The following is a 15,560-nucleotide window of genomic DNA, read 5'->3' as shown; positions in this document are numbered from 1 at the left end:
GCCCATCCACAAGTCGAGCTCAGGGTGCGCGCTACCCAACACCGCAAACAGGTCTGCTTGCCCTGGCTCTATCCACGGGTTGAGCTCAGGGGGGCGCACTCAGTGGCGCGGCGGGATCTGCTTGCCCCTGGCTCGTCCATAGGTTGCGCCTCAGAGGGGGGCTTGGCTCGCCATTGGGGCCGAGCCCCCGGTGACGAGTTTTTGCGAGTGACGGGCGCGTCCGTAGAGCATCGGCCGGACCTCACGCAGTCGCCAGACTCTGCCCTCCGGGCCCAGCTTGCAGGCGGGCACCGGGCGCAGCAGGCCCCGGCCGATGTCCTTGGGCACGGCCGCCCTCTCCCGCTGTCGAGTCTGTTCTATGGCCTGGCCGTTCCCCCCCCCGCCGGGACCTGGTCTGCGGTCCGCAGACACTGCCCCACGGACCGACGAACACCACCCATACGGGGCTCATCTGTGCGCAAACTCTCCTTACCCGGGGCTGGCGCTTGATCCACGACCCGGGGGAACCACTCCCCACCGAGGCTCACCTCATAGACAGGGCCAGGGTCAAGCAGAGCCCGCCCCGCCACTGGGCACCCGTCCTGAGCCCGACTTGCCCGACCTATGGACGAGTTAGGGGCAAGCTAGACCTGCTTGCGGTATTGGGTAGCACGCACCCTGAGCTCACCCCATGGACAGGGCCAGGGGCAAGCAGACCTGTTTGCGGTGTTGGGTAGCGCGCACCCTGAGCTCGACTTGTGGATGGGCCGGGGCAGGTATGCCTGGTTGCGGTATTGGGGGCGCGCAGGGGGTGTCCCCGGAAGCGTCGGCGGCTTCAGAGCCGCCACCAACGGATCAGCCGCTGGCCGCCGGCGCTGAGGAGTCACGCCCGAAAGCACCCCCACCACCCGCACCCCACCCAAACCCCAGCCGGACCACCCAAGACCCGCACCCCCCAAAGCCAACCCACAGCAAGGGCTCCACCCGCCCCACCCAGCCCGTCCGGCGCTTGAGGACGGAACCCCGCACCGTCCAGGGCTGAGCTCACAGAACGGGCTCCGCCCGGAAACAGCTCAAGACCCGCAGCTCTGGCCAACCTCAGCCCGTCCGGCGTTTGAGGACGGAACCCCGCACCGTCCAGGGCTGAGCTCACAGAACGGGCTCCGCCCGGAAACAGTCAAAACCCGCAGCCCAGGCCAACCTCAGCCCGTCCGGCGTTTGAGGACGGAACCCTCCGCCACTTAAGGCGGAAACCCAGGCACAGCCCCACCCGGACCAAGCTAGGACCCGTACCAAGCCAACCCCCTCGCGCGGCATGATGCCCCCATGCCCTTTGCACCCGTCTCCTACGTTCTGCGGCGCGTTCTCGCCGTCTGGCGTGGGTGTGCCCGTCGGTGGGCGACCTCTCCTCGTGCTCTGGATTGCATCACCGCGCTCAGCGCGTTCTCGCTGATGGTGCTGGACGTCCCCGGGCTCGCCCACGCCGACAACGCCCTCACCGGGCTGACGGCCACCCTGGTCCTTGCGGTGGGTGCCGCGACCCTGGTGGTGCGGCGGCGGTGGCCCTGGGTGCCGTATCTCGTGGCCCTGCTGTTGCTCGGCTGGCTGCACGAGCTCACCCTCATCCAGTTCGCCCTGTACTCGCTGGGACGTTTCCGCGGCAGATGGACGGGGGCTCTCGCCACCTTCGGCTACGTCGTCTTCGCGTACGCCCTCTTCACCTTGCCCGGCTGGCCCGAGCACCCCGCGAGCCTGTCCGGGTTCCTCGGGTTGGTGGTTCCGATCGGGGTGCTGGCCTGCGGTGTCGGCATAGCGGCGTACCGGGCGGACCTGGTGCGGGCGCTGGAAGCCCAGCGGGCCGAGACGGTCGCGCTGCAGGCCGTGCAGGCAGAGCGGACCTCGGTGGCCCGGGACGTACACGATCTGGTGGGGCGGGAGCTGACCGTGCTGGCCGTGCGGGCGGAGGTGCTCTCGGCCCGGTCCCGCGGTACCGACTGGCAGAAGGACTTCGAGGAACTGGCGGACACCGCGCGCCGCGCGCATCTGATGCTCAACGACACGATCGTGCACCGTGCGGACGAGCGGACGGCCACCCCGGGTCTGGATGGGCTCCCGGAGCTCGCCCGGGAGAGCGAGCGGATGGGGAGCCCGGTGTCCCTGCACATCGGTGAACCGGCACGCCGCATCTCACCGCTGCGTACCGCGTGGTCCAGGAGTGTCTGACGAACGCCGCGAAGCACGCCCCCGGCGAACGGGTGACGGTGACCATAGCCCTGGAGGGCGGCAGGCTCCGCGTCACGGCCCGCAATGCGCTGCCGCAGTCGGCCCCGCTGCGGGCGCCCGTGTCCAGCGGCACCGGGACCTTCTCCATGCGCGAGCGGGTCCGCAGCATGGGCGGGACGTTGAGCGCGGAACCCCAGGGCGGTGCGTACGAGGTGGTGGCCCTGCTCCCGGTGGGGCGCCCGGGTTCTTAGCGCCGAGGGGGTGCTTCTGGTGCGACCCGGGGATGCCGGGGCACCCCTGGACTTTAGACTGGACCCGTGAGCGAGCACCCGCATGACGCCGACGCAGGCGAGCCCGACCCGTTCGACGAGATCGTCGAGGCGGAGACCGACCGCGACCCTGACTTGGCGGTGATCGAGGCCGGGAGCCGCACGCTGCGCACCCGTGCCGATTTCCCGCAGGCCGATGCGGTGCCATCGCGGCCCGCTGACCCGGAGGTGGACAAGGCGCTTCGCGCGGTGGAGGCGGATCTGGCCACCCGTTGGGGTGAGACCAAGCTGGAGCCGTCCGTTGCCCGGATCGCTGCGCTGATGGACCTGCTTGGTGAGCCCCAGCGGGCGTACCCGTCCGTCCACATCACGGGCACCAACGGCAAGACGTCGACGGCCCGGATGATCGAGGCCCTGTTCTGTGAGTTCGAGCTGCGTACGGGCCGCTACACCTCGCCCCATGTGCAGTCGATCACCGAGCGGATCAGCCTGGACGGCGCGCCCATCGACGCGGAGCGCTTCATCTCCACGTACGAGGACATCAAGCCCTATGTGGAGATGGTCGACGCCTCCCAGGAGTTTCGCCTCTCCTTCTTCGAGGTGCTGACGGGGATGGCGTACGCCGCCTTCGCCGATGCGCCCGTGGACGTGGCGGTCGTCGAGGTCGGCATGGGCGGCGAGTGGGACGCGACCAATGTGATCGACGCCTCCGTGGCCGTGATCACCCCCATCGACCTGGACCACACGGACCGATTGGGCGGTACGCACGCCGAGATCGCCGTGGAGAAGTCCGGGGTCATCAAGCAGGGCGCCACGGTGATCCTGGCGCAGCAGCCGGTCGATGCGGCCCAGGTGATGCTGAAGAAGGCCGTGGAGGTCGATGCCACGGTCGCCCGGGAGGGCATGGAGTTCGGTGTTTCGGCCCGGGAGGTCGCGGTCGGCGGTCAGTTGCTGACCCTGCGCGGCCTCGGCGGGGACTATTCGGATGTGTTCCTCCCGCTGCACGGGGCGCACCAGGCGCACAACGCGGCGGTGGCGCTCGCCGCGGTGGAGGCGTTCTTCGGCATCGGTTCGCAGCATGCCCGGACGCTGGACGTGGATGCGGTCCGCAAGGCGTTCGCGGCTGTGTCGTCACCCGGTCGGCTGGAGATCGTCCGGCGTAGCCCCACGGTGGTGCTCGACGCGGCGCATAACCCGGCCGGTGCCCGTGCGACCGCAGAGGCGATCACGGAGGCATTCGGCTTCTCACGGTTGATCGGTGTGGTGGGCGCGAGCGCTGACAAGGACGTACGGGGCTTCCTGGAGGCGTTCGAGCCGGTGTTCGCAGAGGTCGTCGTCACCCAGAACTCCAGCCACCGTGCGATGGACGCGGACGCTTTGGCAGCGGTGGCTGTGGAGGTGTTCGGGGACGAGCGGGTCGTGGTCGAGCCGCGGCTCGACGAGGCACTGGAGGCCGCCGTCACCCTGGCGGAGGAAGAGGCCGAGTACGCCGGAGCCGGGATTCTGGTGACCGGTTCGGTGATCACGGTCGGCGAGGCCCGGCTGCTGTTCGGGAAGGGCTAGACATCTGATGCGTATGCTCTGCGCGTCCACTCTGATCGGTGAATTCTTTCTTCTCGGGTTCGCGGGTCTGGTGGCGATGAAGGATCCGGATCTGTCCATGGCCACGGTGTGGACGGTCTGTGGTGTGGCCATGGCCCTGTCCTTGTTGCTGTGCGGGATGCTCGGTCGCCCGCTCGGGGTGCAGTTGGGCTGGGCGCTCCAGGTGGGTCTGGTCCTCAGCGGCTTCGTCGTTCCGTTGATGTTCTTCCTGGGCGCGTGCTTCGGGGGTCTGTGGTGGGCGTCGGTCCACTACGGGCGGAAGATCGACGAGGTGAAGGCGCGCTGGGCAGCGCAGCAGGGGCAGCCGGAGGCTTCGTAGCGCCCCGACTGCGCCGCGGTCACGGTCCGCGGGTTTCGTTCGTCGCTGCACTGCCTGATCGGTAATCAGGTCCCGGTGACATCACTCCGGTGGCCCCCTGTAACCTCACACCACCGCACATGTATGCCTGCAAGGAGCCTCACACCATGACCCAGCGCACTCTCGTCCTGCTCAAGCCGGATGCGGTCAGGCGGAAACTGGTCGGCGAGATCATCGGCCGCATCGAGGCCAAGGCCGGCTGGACGATCGCCGCGTTGGAGTTGCGGACGCTGGACCGGGAGATCCTGGAGCAGCACTACGCCGAGCACGTGGGACGTCCGTTCTATGAGCCTCTGGTCGAATTCATGGCGTCCGGCCCGGTGGTCGCGCTGGTGGTCGAGGGCGAGCGGGTTATCGAGGGCGTACGGCAACTCGCGGGCCCGACGGACCCGATTGCGGCGCCGCCCGGTTCCATCCGTGGTGACTTTGGCACTATCGTCCGTGAGAACCTGATCCACGCATCGGACTCCGAGGAGTCCGCCATTCGGGAACTGAAGATTTTCTTTCCGGGGCTTTCCTGACTTGTCGTCAGCCAAACAGCGCTCATGACCTGGGGCGACCGAAGGAATTCGGTCGCCCTTCGGTATATGCGAACGCAATGCGGGAACGGATCGCTGCGACACCTCGTCACCTATATAGAGGTGGACCACCGCGCCGTGTCCGTGGAGGCGGCATTACGATGGAGCCTCACGCCACAGCACCCACCTCGCCATCCTGAAAAGCAGTCAACGCTTCGATTTGGGAAGGCCAGACGCATCCTCATGGGGAACAACATGTCGTTCATCGGCCGTGATATGGCTGTCGACCTCGGGACCGCCAACACGCTGGTGTACGTCAGGGGCAAGGGGATCGTCCTCAACGAGCCGTCCGTCGTCGCCATCAACACCAACACGGGCGGCATCCTCGCGGTCGGCGCTGAGGCGAAGAAGATGATCGGTCGGACACCGGGCAACATCGTTGCCGTCCGACCGCTGAAGGACGGCGTCATCGCCGACTTCGAGATCACCGAGCGGATGCTCCGCTACTTCATCCTGAAGATCCACAAGCGTCGGTACCTCGCTCGCCCGCGTGTCGTCGTCTGTGTGCCGTCCGGCATCACGGGTGTCGAGCGCCGTGCGGTCATCGAGGCGTCGACGCAGGCGGGTGCCCGTCAGGTGCACATCATCGAGGAGCCCATGGCCGCGGCCATCGGTTCCGGACTCCCCGTCCATGAAGCCACCGGCAACATGGTCGTCGACATCGGCGGCGGCACCACCGAAGTGGCGGTGATCTCGCTCGGCGGCATCGTCACCGCGCAGTCCATCCGCGTGGCGGGCGATGAACTGGACAATGCGATCATCCAGCACATCAAGAAGGAGTATTCACTTCTGCTCGGTGAGCGGACCGCCGAGAACATCAAGATCACTATTGGTTCGGCCTATGACCTCGACCAGGACGAGCACACCGAGATTCGCGGTCGCGATCTCGTTTCCGGGTTGCCGAAGACCGTGGTCATCTCGGCGACCGAAGTGCGCAAGGCGATCGAAGAACCCGTCAATGCGATCGTCGACGCGGTCAAGACGACGCTCGACAAGTGCCCGCCCGAGTTGTCGGGTGATGTGATGGACCGGGGCATCGTCCTCACGGGCGGCGGTGCGCTGTTGCGCGGTCTCGACGAGCGTCTGCGCCGCGAGACCGGCATGCCCATCCACATCGCGGAAAACCCGCTGGACTCGGTGGCGCTCGGCTCCGGCAAGTGCGTGGAGGAGTTCGAGGCGCTCCAGCAGGTGCTGGACGCGCAGCCGCGCCGATAGCTCGTCTACGTGGGGGGCACGATCTTCCCCTGGGGTCCGGAAGGACCCCGGGGGACCGCCTGTATGGGTGCCTGCCGTCCCGTGCAGCTGATCGTTGATATACAGACACTCACATTCCTACGAGGAAGGCACGGCCGCCGCACGTGAGGGACACACGAGAGAGCCGGCTGCTCCTGGTGCTGCTGATCGCCATCGCGTTCGCTTTGATCACGGTGGACATCCGCGGGGGCGAGGACTCACCCGTCGACGGCGCCCGGCAGGCCGCCGCCGGCGTCTTCGGACCGGTGGAGAACGGGGTCGCGGCAGCCGTCGACCCGGTCGGCAACGCCATCGGGGCCGTACGCGACTCGGGGCGGCGGCACGACCGCATCAGCGCCCTGGAGCGTGAGAACGCAGAACTGAAGGCGCGCCTCGGCAGCGACGACCGCAACCGCAGCCGGGCCCGCGAGCTGGACAAGATGCTGAAGAAGGCCGGTGCCGGCCAGTACGGGATCAAGGGCGCTGAGGTCATCGCCATAGGAGCGGCCCAGGGCTTCTCCTGGACCGTCACCATCGACATCGGTTCGCGTGAGGGCATCCAGCGCGACATGACCGTGCTCAATGGCGACGGTCTCGTCGGCCGCGTCACCACGGTCGGCCCGCACACGGCGACCGTACTGCTGGCCAACGACCCCGACTTCACCGTCGGCACCCGCATGGAGAAGACGGACGAACTCGGTTTCGCCACCGGACAGGGCGACCGCCCGCTCGCCGTCCAGCTCCTGAACGGCAAGGCGAAGGTGAAGAAGGGCGACCGCCTGGTCACCTTCGGCTCCCAGGCGTCCAAGCCGTTCGTGCCCGGTGTGCCCATCGGTGAGGTCGTACGGGTCGACCCGTCGGGCGGCGACCTCACCCGGACCATCTATGTGAATCCGTACGTCGGTTTCAGCAAGCTCGACATCGTGGGTGTGGTGGTGCAGGCGCCGCGCACGGACCCGCGCGACACCGTCCTGCCGCCGAAGCCCGCCGCGCCCAAGCCCACGCCCACCGTCACCGTCACGGTCAATCCCGGGCAGAACGACGCACAGGGCGACGCCCAGAACAACGCACAGGGCGACGATCAGACGGAGCCCCAGACTGACCGGACCGACAGCATCCAGGACGACCAGAACACCCCTCAGAACGACCAGAACAGCGTTCAGAACGACCAGAACGGCGTGAACAACGGGCAGACGCAGGGCACCGGCCGTACTGACGGCCAAGCCCAGGGCGACGGCCAGAACGACCAGCAGTAGGAGCTGATCCGTCATGCGTCTCAACCGGATGCTTCTTTCGACGACCCTCGTCGTGGTCGCGCTCGTCATCCAGGTCTCCGTCCTCGCCCGGCTGCAACTGCCGGGAGCGGTTCCCGATCTGCTGCTGCTCGTCGTCCTCGGGCTGGCCCTGGTCTACGGGCACACCGCGGGCGCCTTCATCGGCTTCGGCGCCGGCCTCCTCGCCGACCTCGCCCCGCCTGCCGACCACGCGGCCGGGCGATACGCCCTGGTCCTGTGTGTGATCGGCTATCTCGCGGGGCTCGCTCGTCCCGAGAACGGCAAGTTGAAGTCCGCGACCGTACCCATGCTGGTCGTGGTGGGCGCAGCCATCGGCTCCACCCTGCTGTACGCAGGGGTCGGAGCCCTCGTCGGGGACACCGCGGCCCGCCATGTGGGCCTGGTCAGCCTGCTGTTCACCGCGGCCGTCTACGACCTACTCCTCGCGCCGTTCACCGTGCCGCTCATCATGGCCCTGGCCCGGCGCACCGAGAACGATCCGCTCGCCGAGAGCCAGAGCGGCGGCGACGTCGCTTCCGGCTGGCTCTCCTCCGGCACCGGACTGCGCATCGGCAGCCAGCGCGGCGGCCTGCGGATGAAGACCGCGCGCACCAGAGCCGCCCGAGCGGGCCGCATCAAGGGCGTCAAGCGACTGTGATCCAGAAGGGGGCACTCGCATCATGAGCAACATCCCGGAGACCGGGCGGACCCCCAGGGTCCAGATCCGACTCGTCGTCATCCAGGTACTGGTCTTCTCGCTGCTGTTCACCCTCGGCGGGCGGCTCTGGTACCTCCAGATCCGCAATGGCCAGGAGTACACGGACGAGGCGAAGAACAACGGCGTGCAGCGGGTCGTCCAACCCGCCGTCCGCGGTGCCATCCTCGACGCCCGCGGGGTCCCGCTCGCCGACAATGAAACCCGTCTGGTCGTCTCCGCCTCCCGCACCGAGCTGATGAAGATAAAGGATGACGGCCAGGCCGTCCTCGCCCGGCTCGCGGGCGTCCTCGGCATGCAGCCCAAGGAAGTCCAGGACAAGGTCCGGCTCTGTGACGCCAAGACCCCCCAACCCTGTTGGAACGGCTCGCCGTACCAGCCCATCCCCGTCACCGACGAGGCGACGACCCAGCAGGCCCTTCAGATCCGCGAGCGCGCCGAGGACTTCCCCGGCATCACCGCCGAGCCGACCGCCGTGCGCCGCTACACCGCGCCGGGCAAGTCCAACACCGCCCAGGTACTGGGCTACCTCTCGCCGGTCACCGACGACGAGATCCAAAAGGCCAAGGACACCGACTCCCCGTTCCTCCGCTCGGACCAGGTAGGACGCTCCGGCCTGGAGCGCACCTACGACAAGGCGCTGCGCGGCAAGGCCGGAGTCACCCGCTACGAGGTCGACAACCTCGGCCGGGTCATCGGCGAGGCCGACCGCGACGAGGCCCAGCCCGGCGCCAACCTCGTCACCTCCATCGACGCCCGTGTGCAGGCCGTCGCGGAGTACGAACTGAACGGGGCCATGAAGGCCGCCCGCAAGGAGATCGACAAGAACAACACCGGCAAGAACTACAAGGCCGACGCCGGTGCGGTCGTGGTGATGGAGAACAAGACGGGCCGCATCATCTCCATGGCCTCCCAGCCCACCTACGACCCCAATGCCTGGGTGGGCGGCATCTCCGCCAAGGATTACAACAAGCTCACCAGCAAGGATTCCAACTACCCGCTGCTGAACCGGGCGATCCAGGGGCAGGCGGCCCCCGGCTCCATCTTCAAGGTCATTTCCTCGACCGCGGCGGTCAACGCCGGCTACTCCTTCACCGGCAACTACCCCTGCCCCTCGTCCCTGTCCTTCGGCGGCCGGGAGTTCAAGAACTTCGAGTCCAAGGGGTACGGCTCCATCAACCTGGGGCGGGCCCTCGAAGTCTCCTGCGACACCGTCTACTACGGCCTTGCGCATCGCGAATGGCTCAAGGACGGCGGCATCACGCCGAAGAAGAAGCCGAAGGACTGGTTCTACAAGACGGCCCACCAGTTCGGCCTCGGCAAGGAGACCGGTGTCGACCTGCCCAACGAGGTCCAGGGCCGGATCCCCGACCGCCAGTGGAAGCAGGACTTCTGGGAGGTCAACAAGTCCGGCTGGTGCAAGAGCGGCAAGCGGGACGGCAGCGAGTTGGAGCGCATCGCGTACGAGAACTGCCTCGAAGGCAACCGGATGCGTGCGGGTGACTCCGTCAACTACTCCATCGGGCAGGGCGACATCCTCGTCACCCCCATCCAGATGGCCACGATCTACGCCGCGATCTCCAACGGCGGCAAGCTCTACAACCCCACCGTCGGCAAGGCCATCGTGAGTGCCGACGGCAAGTCCATCCAGGAGATCAAGCCGCAGACGCACGGCAAGCTCCCGATGAACAAGAAGACGAACCGGCAGATAAACGATGCCCTCGCGGGAGTCGTCACCTCCGGTTCCGCCGCCTGGCGATTCGGCGGTTGGCCCCAGGACAAGATCCCGATGCACGCCAAGACCGGCACCGCGGAGGTCTACGGCAAGCAGACGACCTCCTGGTTCGCCTCCTACACCGACGACTACACGATCGTGATGACGATCTCCCAGGGTGGTACGGGATCCGGCGCCTCCGGGCCGGCCGTGCGGAAGATATACGAGGCGATGTACGGACTCGACGAGAAGGGCACCCAGGACCTCAAGCGCGCCCTGATGCCCAAGCCGCTCGCGTCCCTGCCCAAGATCCAGGCCGACGGCACCATCGACGCCCCGTCGATCAAGCCGTACAAGCCGCGCAAGCCGATCGACCCGAACCAGCAGATCGTCGCCGGCGCGCCGCCGTCCGGCGACAGCCGCCGGGACGGTCAACTGCTCGCGGGTTCACCCGCGCGGAGGGACTGAGACATGGCCGGCTCCCATGGCTTCTCCGTCTCCGGATACGGACCGCAGCGCGACGGACTCTGGTCCCAGATGTCCGCCCGCGACTCCGTGGTGCGCCGTCTCGACTGGCCGCTGCTGCTCTCCGCGCTCGCACTCTCCGGCATCGGGGCGCTGCTGGTCTGGTCGGCCACTCGCGGCCGTACCGAACTCAACCAGGGCGATCCCTACTACTTCCTCTTCCGCCATCTGCTGAACACCGGCATCGGCTTTGCGCTGATGATCGCCACCATCTGGCTCGGACACCGCACCCTGCGCGGTGCGGTCCCGGTGCTGTACGGGCTCTCAGTGCTGCTGATCCTGCTGGTCCTGACGCCCCTGGGCGCGACCATCAACGGCGCACACGCCTGGATCGTCATCGGCGGCGGGTTCTCCATCCAGCCCTCCGAATTCACCAAGATCACCATCATCATCGGGATGGCGATGCTGCTCGCCGCCCGGGTGGATGCGGGCGACCAACTCCACCCCGACCACCGCACGGTCGCCAAGTCGCTGGGCCTCGCCGCCCTGCCGATGGCGATCATCATGCTGATGCCGGACCTCGGGTCCGTCATGGTGATGGCCGTGATCGTGCTGGGCGTGCTGATGGCGTCCGGTGCCTCCAACCGGTGGATCCTGGGGCTGATCGGCAGCGCGGCGGCGGGCGCGTTCCTGGTTGCAGCGCTGGGTCTGCTGGACGAGTACCAGATCAACCGCTTCGCCGCTTTCGCCAACCCGGAACTCGACCCCGCCGGCGTCGGCTACAACACCAATCAGGCGCGGATCGCCATCGGCTCCGGCGGCTTGGTGGGCACCGGACTCTTCAAGGGTTCGCAGACCACGGGCCAGTTCGTGCCGGAGCAGCAGACCGACTTCGTCTTCACCGTCGCAGGGGAGGAGTTGGGCTTCCTCGGTGCCGGACTGATCCTGGTCCTGCTCGGGGTGGTCCTGTGGCGGGCCTGCCGCATCGCCCGGGAAACCACGGAGCTCTACGGGACGGTCGTCGCTGCCGGCATCATCGCCTGGTTTGCCTTCCAGTCCTTCGAGAACATCGGCATGACCCTCGGCATCATGCCGGTGGCCGGACTGCCACTGCCCTTCGTCTCCTACGGAGGCTCGTCGATGTTCGCCGTCTGGGTCGCGATCGGACTGCTGCAATCCATCCGGGTCCAGCGACCGATAACGGCCTGAGCGAACACCGCCGGGTCGACCGTCCGAGCAAATAGTGCCCGGTGTGGGCTGCCGCACCGGGCCCGGGCGAACTAGATTCTTTTCATGGCGGACACCAAGCGCGAGATCGAGCGGAAGTACGAAGCCACTCCCGAGACCAAGCTCCCGAAACTCAGCAAAGTGGTCGGAGTCTCGGCCGTCGTCGACCACGGCACCGCGGAGCTCGACGCGGTCTACTACGACACGGCCGAGCTACGGCTCGCCGCGGCTTCCATCACCCTGCGGCGCAGAACAGGTGGCAGCGACGCCGGCTGGCACCTCAAACTCCCCGTCGCCCCCGGTGTCCGCGACGAGATCGGCGCACCCCTGTCCGACGAGCTGCCACGGAGCCTCGCCGCCCTGGTACGGGCCCGTGTGCGCGGCGCCGACCTCGTCCCCGTCGTGCGGCTGCGATCCACACGACGGATCCAGGTGCTGACCGACGCGGACGGGAATCCGCTGGCCGAACTGAGTCGGGACGCGGTCCGTGCGGAACGCCTCGACGACGGCGAGGGCCGAACCGCCGCCTGGGACGAGATCGAGGTGGAGCTTGCCGACGACGCCGACCCGGCGATCCTGGACGCGGTCGAACAGAAGCTGACCAAGGCGGGCATCCGAGCGGCCGACTCGCCCTCCAAACTCGCCCGCGCACTCGATGAAACCGGTCTTGCCGCCCCTCGTGCCGCACTCGACACGGGTGCCGAGCGATCGGCCGAGCCGCAGACCGCGGGTGATCACATCCTCGTCTACCTGCGGGAACAGGTCGTGGCCCTGTTGGCGTACGACCCCGGTGTACGGCGTGACCTGCCCGATGCGGTCCATCAGATGCGGGTCGCGACCCGCAGGCTGCGCAGCGCCTTCCGCTCCTTCCGCAAGGTGTTGGACCGGACCGTCACCGACCCCATCGGCGAAGAGCTGAAGTGGTTGGCCGGCGAACTGGGCGTCGCCCGTGACCAGGAGGTACTCACCGAGCGGCTGCGGGCGGGGATTGCCGAGATTCCCCGCACCCTGCTGCTGGGGCCGGTCCGGGGGCGGTTGCGCATCTACACCGCGGCGCACGGTGCGGGCTCGCGCCGCAAGGCGCTCACGGCCCTCGACAACAAGCGCTACCTCGCGCTGCTGGCGACGCTGGAAGCGCTGTTGGCCGAACCTCCCCTGCTGGGGGCTGCCGCAAAGCCCCCCGAGGAGGCGCTGCCTAAGGCCATGGCGAAGGACTACGGGCGGTTGGCGGACCGGATCACCCACGCCCTTGAGCTGCCCGCGGGGGACGAACGCGACCTCGCCCTCCACGAGGCCCGCAAGGCGGCCAAGCGTGCCCGCTATGCGGGAGAGGCGGCGAAGTCGGCGCTGGGCAAGCCGGCCAAGCGCTTCGCCAAGAGGATGAAGGCCGTCCAGACCGTTCTCGGGGACCACCAGGACAGCGTGGTGGCCCGTGAGGCCCTGCGGAACCTGGCGATCCAGGCCCATGCGGCGGGTGAGTCCGCCTTCGCCTGGGGGCTGCTGTACGGGCGTGAGGAGTGGGCCGCGGCCGAATTGGAGCGGAAACTGCCCGAGGTGTGGGCGAAGGCGGCGCCCGAACAGTTGGGCGGGGTTCTGGACGGGTGAGCAGCAGAGCCGTCCTTCGATCGCCGCACCATCCCCGATCCGGGCGCCAGAACACCGGTGGGGCCCGGTCTGCGCCCTGATCGAGCCGTGCGGGCGCCCCTCGCCAAGCCGTTACGCTAGAGAGTCGCCCCCTGCCAGCCCACGAAAGTCCAGAGATGTCTGCTGCTGAGTCTGCTGCGTCGGTGTTTCCCCAGCTCGAAGCTCTACTCCCGCATGTGCAGAAGCCCATCCAGTACGTCGGCGGTGAGCTCAACTCGACCGTCAAGGAGTGGGAGAGCTGTGACGTCACATGGGCTCTGATGTACCCCGACGCCTACGAGGTCGGACTGCCCAACCAGGGCGTCATGATCCTCTATGAGGTGCTGAACGAGCGCGAGGGCGTACTGGCCGAGCGCACCTACAGCGTCTGGCCCGACCTGGAAGCGCTGATGCGGGAGCACGGCGTACCGCAGTTCACCGTGGACAGCCACCGCCCGGTCAAGGCGTTCGACGTCTTCGGGCTCAGCTTCTCCACCGAACTCGGCTACACCAACATGCTCACCGCCCTCGACCTCGCCGGGATCCCGCTGGAGGCGAAGGACCGCGGACTGGACGACCCGATCGTCCTCGCCGGTGGCCACGCCGCCTTCAACCCCGAGCCGATCGCGGAGTTCATCGACTGCGCCGTCATCGGGGACGGCGAGCAGGCGGTCCTCGACATGACCGCGATCATCCGCGCCTGGAAGGCGGAGGGTCGCCCCGGCGGTCGCGAGGAGGTCCTGTTCCGGCTCGCCAGGACCGGCGGTGTCTATGTGCCCGCCTTCTACGACGTGGAGTACCTGCCCGACGGCCGTATCGGTCGTGTGGTCCCCAACAAGTCGGGCGTGCCCTGGCGCGTGTCCAAGCACACCGTCATGGACCTCGACGAATGGCCCTACCCCAAGCAGCCGTTGGTGCCCCTCGCGGAGACCGTCCACGAGCGGATGTCCGTCGAGATCTTCCGCGGCTGCACCCGCGGCTGCCGCTTCTGCCAGGCCGGCATGATCACGCGTCCCGTGCGGGAGCGAAGCATCACCGGCATCGGCGAGATGGTGGAGAAGGGTCTCAAGGCGACCGGGTTCGAAGAGGTGGGTCTGCTCTCGCTCTCCAGCGCCGACCACTCCGAGATCGGCGATATCGCCAAGGGCCTCGCCGACCGGTACGAGGAGGACAAGATCGGTCTGTCCCTCCCCTCGACCCGCGTCGACGCCTTCAACGTCGACCTCGCCAACGAACTGACCCGCAACGGGCGGCGCTCCGGACTCACCTTCGCCCCCGAAGGCGGCTCCGAGCGGCTGCGTAAGGTCATCAACAAGATGGTCTCGGAAGAGGACCTCATCCGCACCGTCTCCACCGCCTACGGCAACGGCTGGCGGCAGGTGAAGCTGTACTTCATGTGCGGCCTGCCCACCGAGACCGACGAGGACGTCCTCCAGATCGGCGATATGGCGGTCAACGTCATCGCCAAGGGCCGGGAGGTCTCCGGCTCCCACGACATTCGCTGCACGGTCTCCATCGGCGGCTTCGTCCCCAAGCCGCACACCCCCTTCCAGTGGGCTCCACAGCTCAGCGCCGAGGAGACCGACGCCCGGCTGGAGAAGCTGCGCGACAAGATCCGCGGCGACAAGAAGTACGGCCGCTCCATCGGCTTCCGCTACCACGACGGCAAGCCCGGCATCGTGGAGGGCCTGCTCTCCCGCGGCGACCGCAGGATCGGATCCGTCATCCGCGCCGTCTACGAGGACGGCGGACGGTTCGACGGCTGGCGCGAGCACTTCTCGTACGACCGCTGGATGGCCTGCGCGGACAAGGCGCTGCCCGAGTTCGGGGTGGACGTCGACTGGTACACCACGAGGGAGCGCACCTACGAGGAGGTCCTGCCCTGGGACCACCTGGACTCCGGGCTGGACAAGGACTGGCTCTGGGAGGACTGGCAGGACGCCCTGGACGAGACCGAGGTCGAGGACTGCCGCTGGACACCGTGTTTCGACTGCGGGGTCTGCCCGCAGCTCGACCTGGACATCCAGATCGGACCGACGGGCAAGAAGCTGCTTCCGCTGACGGTCAAGAAATAGCCCTGACCAGCGGCGATCCGATCCGCAGGACGGCTGCGACGCTCGCCGGCACAACAGGCACGGAGCGCGCCGAGGTCCATGGGGCACTCGGCACGCAAAACTGAGAGCAGGCGCGTCGCTTCCCGCTCCTGGGCGGAAGATCGGCGATCGGAACCGAGTGGTGCGAACACCTCGTCTTCAAGAGCGTCCGTCCGAGGCCCGGTCATGGAGATCACCTCCGTGACC

10 protein-coding genes and 1 pseudogene are annotated in these 15,560 nt (G+C 67.9%); all 11 read left to right on the top strand.

From position 1 onward, the window contains the following. Positions 1-1,305 precede the first annotated feature (1,305 nt). The 11 genes and pseudogenes from OID54_RS13395 (at position 1,306) to OID54_RS13345 (ending at position 15,335) form a co-directional block, all read left to right on the top strand. A pseudogene (locus tag OID54_RS13395) lies at positions 1,306-2,453 on the top strand (sensor histidine kinase). A gap of 66 nt (positions 2,454-2,519) precedes the next feature. After that, a complete protein-coding gene (gene folC, locus OID54_RS13390; RefSeq protein ID WP_329018775.1) occupies positions 2,520-4,034 on the top strand; it encodes a bifunctional tetrahydrofolate synthase/dihydrofolate synthase in 1,515 nt (504 codons plus the stop codon). 7 nt (positions 4,035-4,041) lie between these two features. Further along, entirely contained in the window at positions 4,042-4,392 is a 351-nt protein-coding gene (locus OID54_RS13385) for a DUF4233 domain-containing protein (RefSeq protein ID WP_329018773.1), read from the top strand. A 146-nt stretch (positions 4,393-4,538) separates the two neighbouring features. Then, positions 4,539-4,952 (top strand): nucleoside-diphosphate kinase, encoded by a 414-nt coding sequence (gene ndk / locus OID54_RS13380; RefSeq protein WP_329018769.1) that lies wholly within the window; start codon positions 4,539-4,541, stop codon positions 4,950-4,952. Between the two features lie 252 nt (positions 4,953-5,204). Beyond that, positions 5,205-6,224, top strand: coding sequence for a rod shape-determining protein (locus tag OID54_RS13375; RefSeq protein WP_250923579.1), 1,020 nt, complete (start codon positions 5,205-5,207; stop codon positions 6,222-6,224). Between the two features lie 143 nt (positions 6,225-6,367). Continuing rightward, positions 6,368-7,498, top strand: a complete 1,131-nt coding sequence (mreC, locus tag OID54_RS13370; RefSeq protein ID WP_329018766.1) for a rod shape-determining protein MreC — start codon at positions 6,368-6,370, stop codon at positions 7,496-7,498. A 13-nt stretch (positions 7,499-7,511) separates the two neighbouring features. Beyond that, positions 7,512-8,174, top strand: coding sequence for a rod shape-determining protein MreD (mreD, locus tag OID54_RS13365; protein ID WP_329018764.1), 663 nt, complete (start codon positions 7,512-7,514; stop codon positions 8,172-8,174). Positions 8,175-8,196: 22 nt separating this feature from the next. Next, positions 8,197-10,413 (top strand): penicillin-binding protein 2, encoded by a 2,217-nt coding sequence (gene mrdA / locus OID54_RS13360; RefSeq protein WP_329018761.1) that lies wholly within the window; start codon positions 8,197-8,199, stop codon positions 10,411-10,413. A gap of 3 nt (positions 10,414-10,416) precedes the next feature. Continuing rightward, complete coding sequence (rodA, locus tag OID54_RS13355) at positions 10,417-11,619, top strand: rod shape-determining protein RodA (RefSeq protein ID WP_329018758.1); 1,203 nt, start codon at positions 10,417-10,419, stop codon at positions 11,617-11,619. An 84-nt stretch (positions 11,620-11,703) separates the two neighbouring features. Next, entirely contained in the window at positions 11,704-13,242 is a 1,539-nt protein-coding gene (locus OID54_RS13350) for a CYTH and CHAD domain-containing protein (RefSeq protein ID WP_329018755.1), read from the top strand. Between the two features lie 155 nt (positions 13,243-13,397). Next, complete coding sequence (locus tag OID54_RS13345) at positions 13,398-15,335, top strand: TIGR03960 family B12-binding radical SAM protein (protein WP_329018752.1); 1,938 nt, start codon at positions 13,398-13,400, stop codon at positions 15,333-15,335. The last annotated feature ends 225 nt before the right edge of the window (positions 15,336-15,560 follow it).

The sequence above is a fragment of the Streptomyces sp. NBC_00690 genome (genome assembly GCF_036226685.1).
Lineage (GTDB): Bacteria > Actinomycetota > Actinomycetes > Streptomycetales > Streptomycetaceae > Streptomyces.
The sequence above is the reverse complement of the archived record's forward strand: the minus strand, read 5'-3'. Positions and strand labels throughout refer to the sequence as shown.

Bases quoted from the DNA above. Each gene is read 5' to 3' on its own strand.
- OID54_RS13345 (WP_329018752.1), top strand. From the start codon at position 13,398: ATGTCTGCTGCTGAGTCTGCTGCGTCGGTGTTTCCCCAGCTCGAAGCT.
- OID54_RS13385 (WP_329018773.1), top strand. From the start codon at position 4,042: ATGCGTATGCTCTGCGCGTCCACTCTGATCGGTGAATTCTTTCTTCTC.
- OID54_RS13375 (WP_250923579.1), top strand. From the start codon at position 5,205: ATGTCGTTCATCGGCCGTGATATGGCTGTCGACCTCGGGACCGCCAAC.
- rodA (WP_329018758.1), top strand. From the start codon at position 10,417: ATGGCCGGCTCCCATGGCTTCTCCGTCTCCGGATACGGACCGCAGCGC.
- mreD (WP_329018764.1), top strand. From the start codon at position 7,512: ATGCGTCTCAACCGGATGCTTCTTTCGACGACCCTCGTCGTGGTCGCG.
- mrdA (WP_329018761.1), top strand. From the start codon at position 8,197: ATGAGCAACATCCCGGAGACCGGGCGGACCCCCAGGGTCCAGATCCGA.
- ndk (WP_329018769.1), top strand. From the start codon at position 4,539: ATGACCCAGCGCACTCTCGTCCTGCTCAAGCCGGATGCGGTCAGGCGG.
- OID54_RS13350 (WP_329018755.1), top strand. From the start codon at position 11,704: ATGGCGGACACCAAGCGCGAGATCGAGCGGAAGTACGAAGCCACTCCC.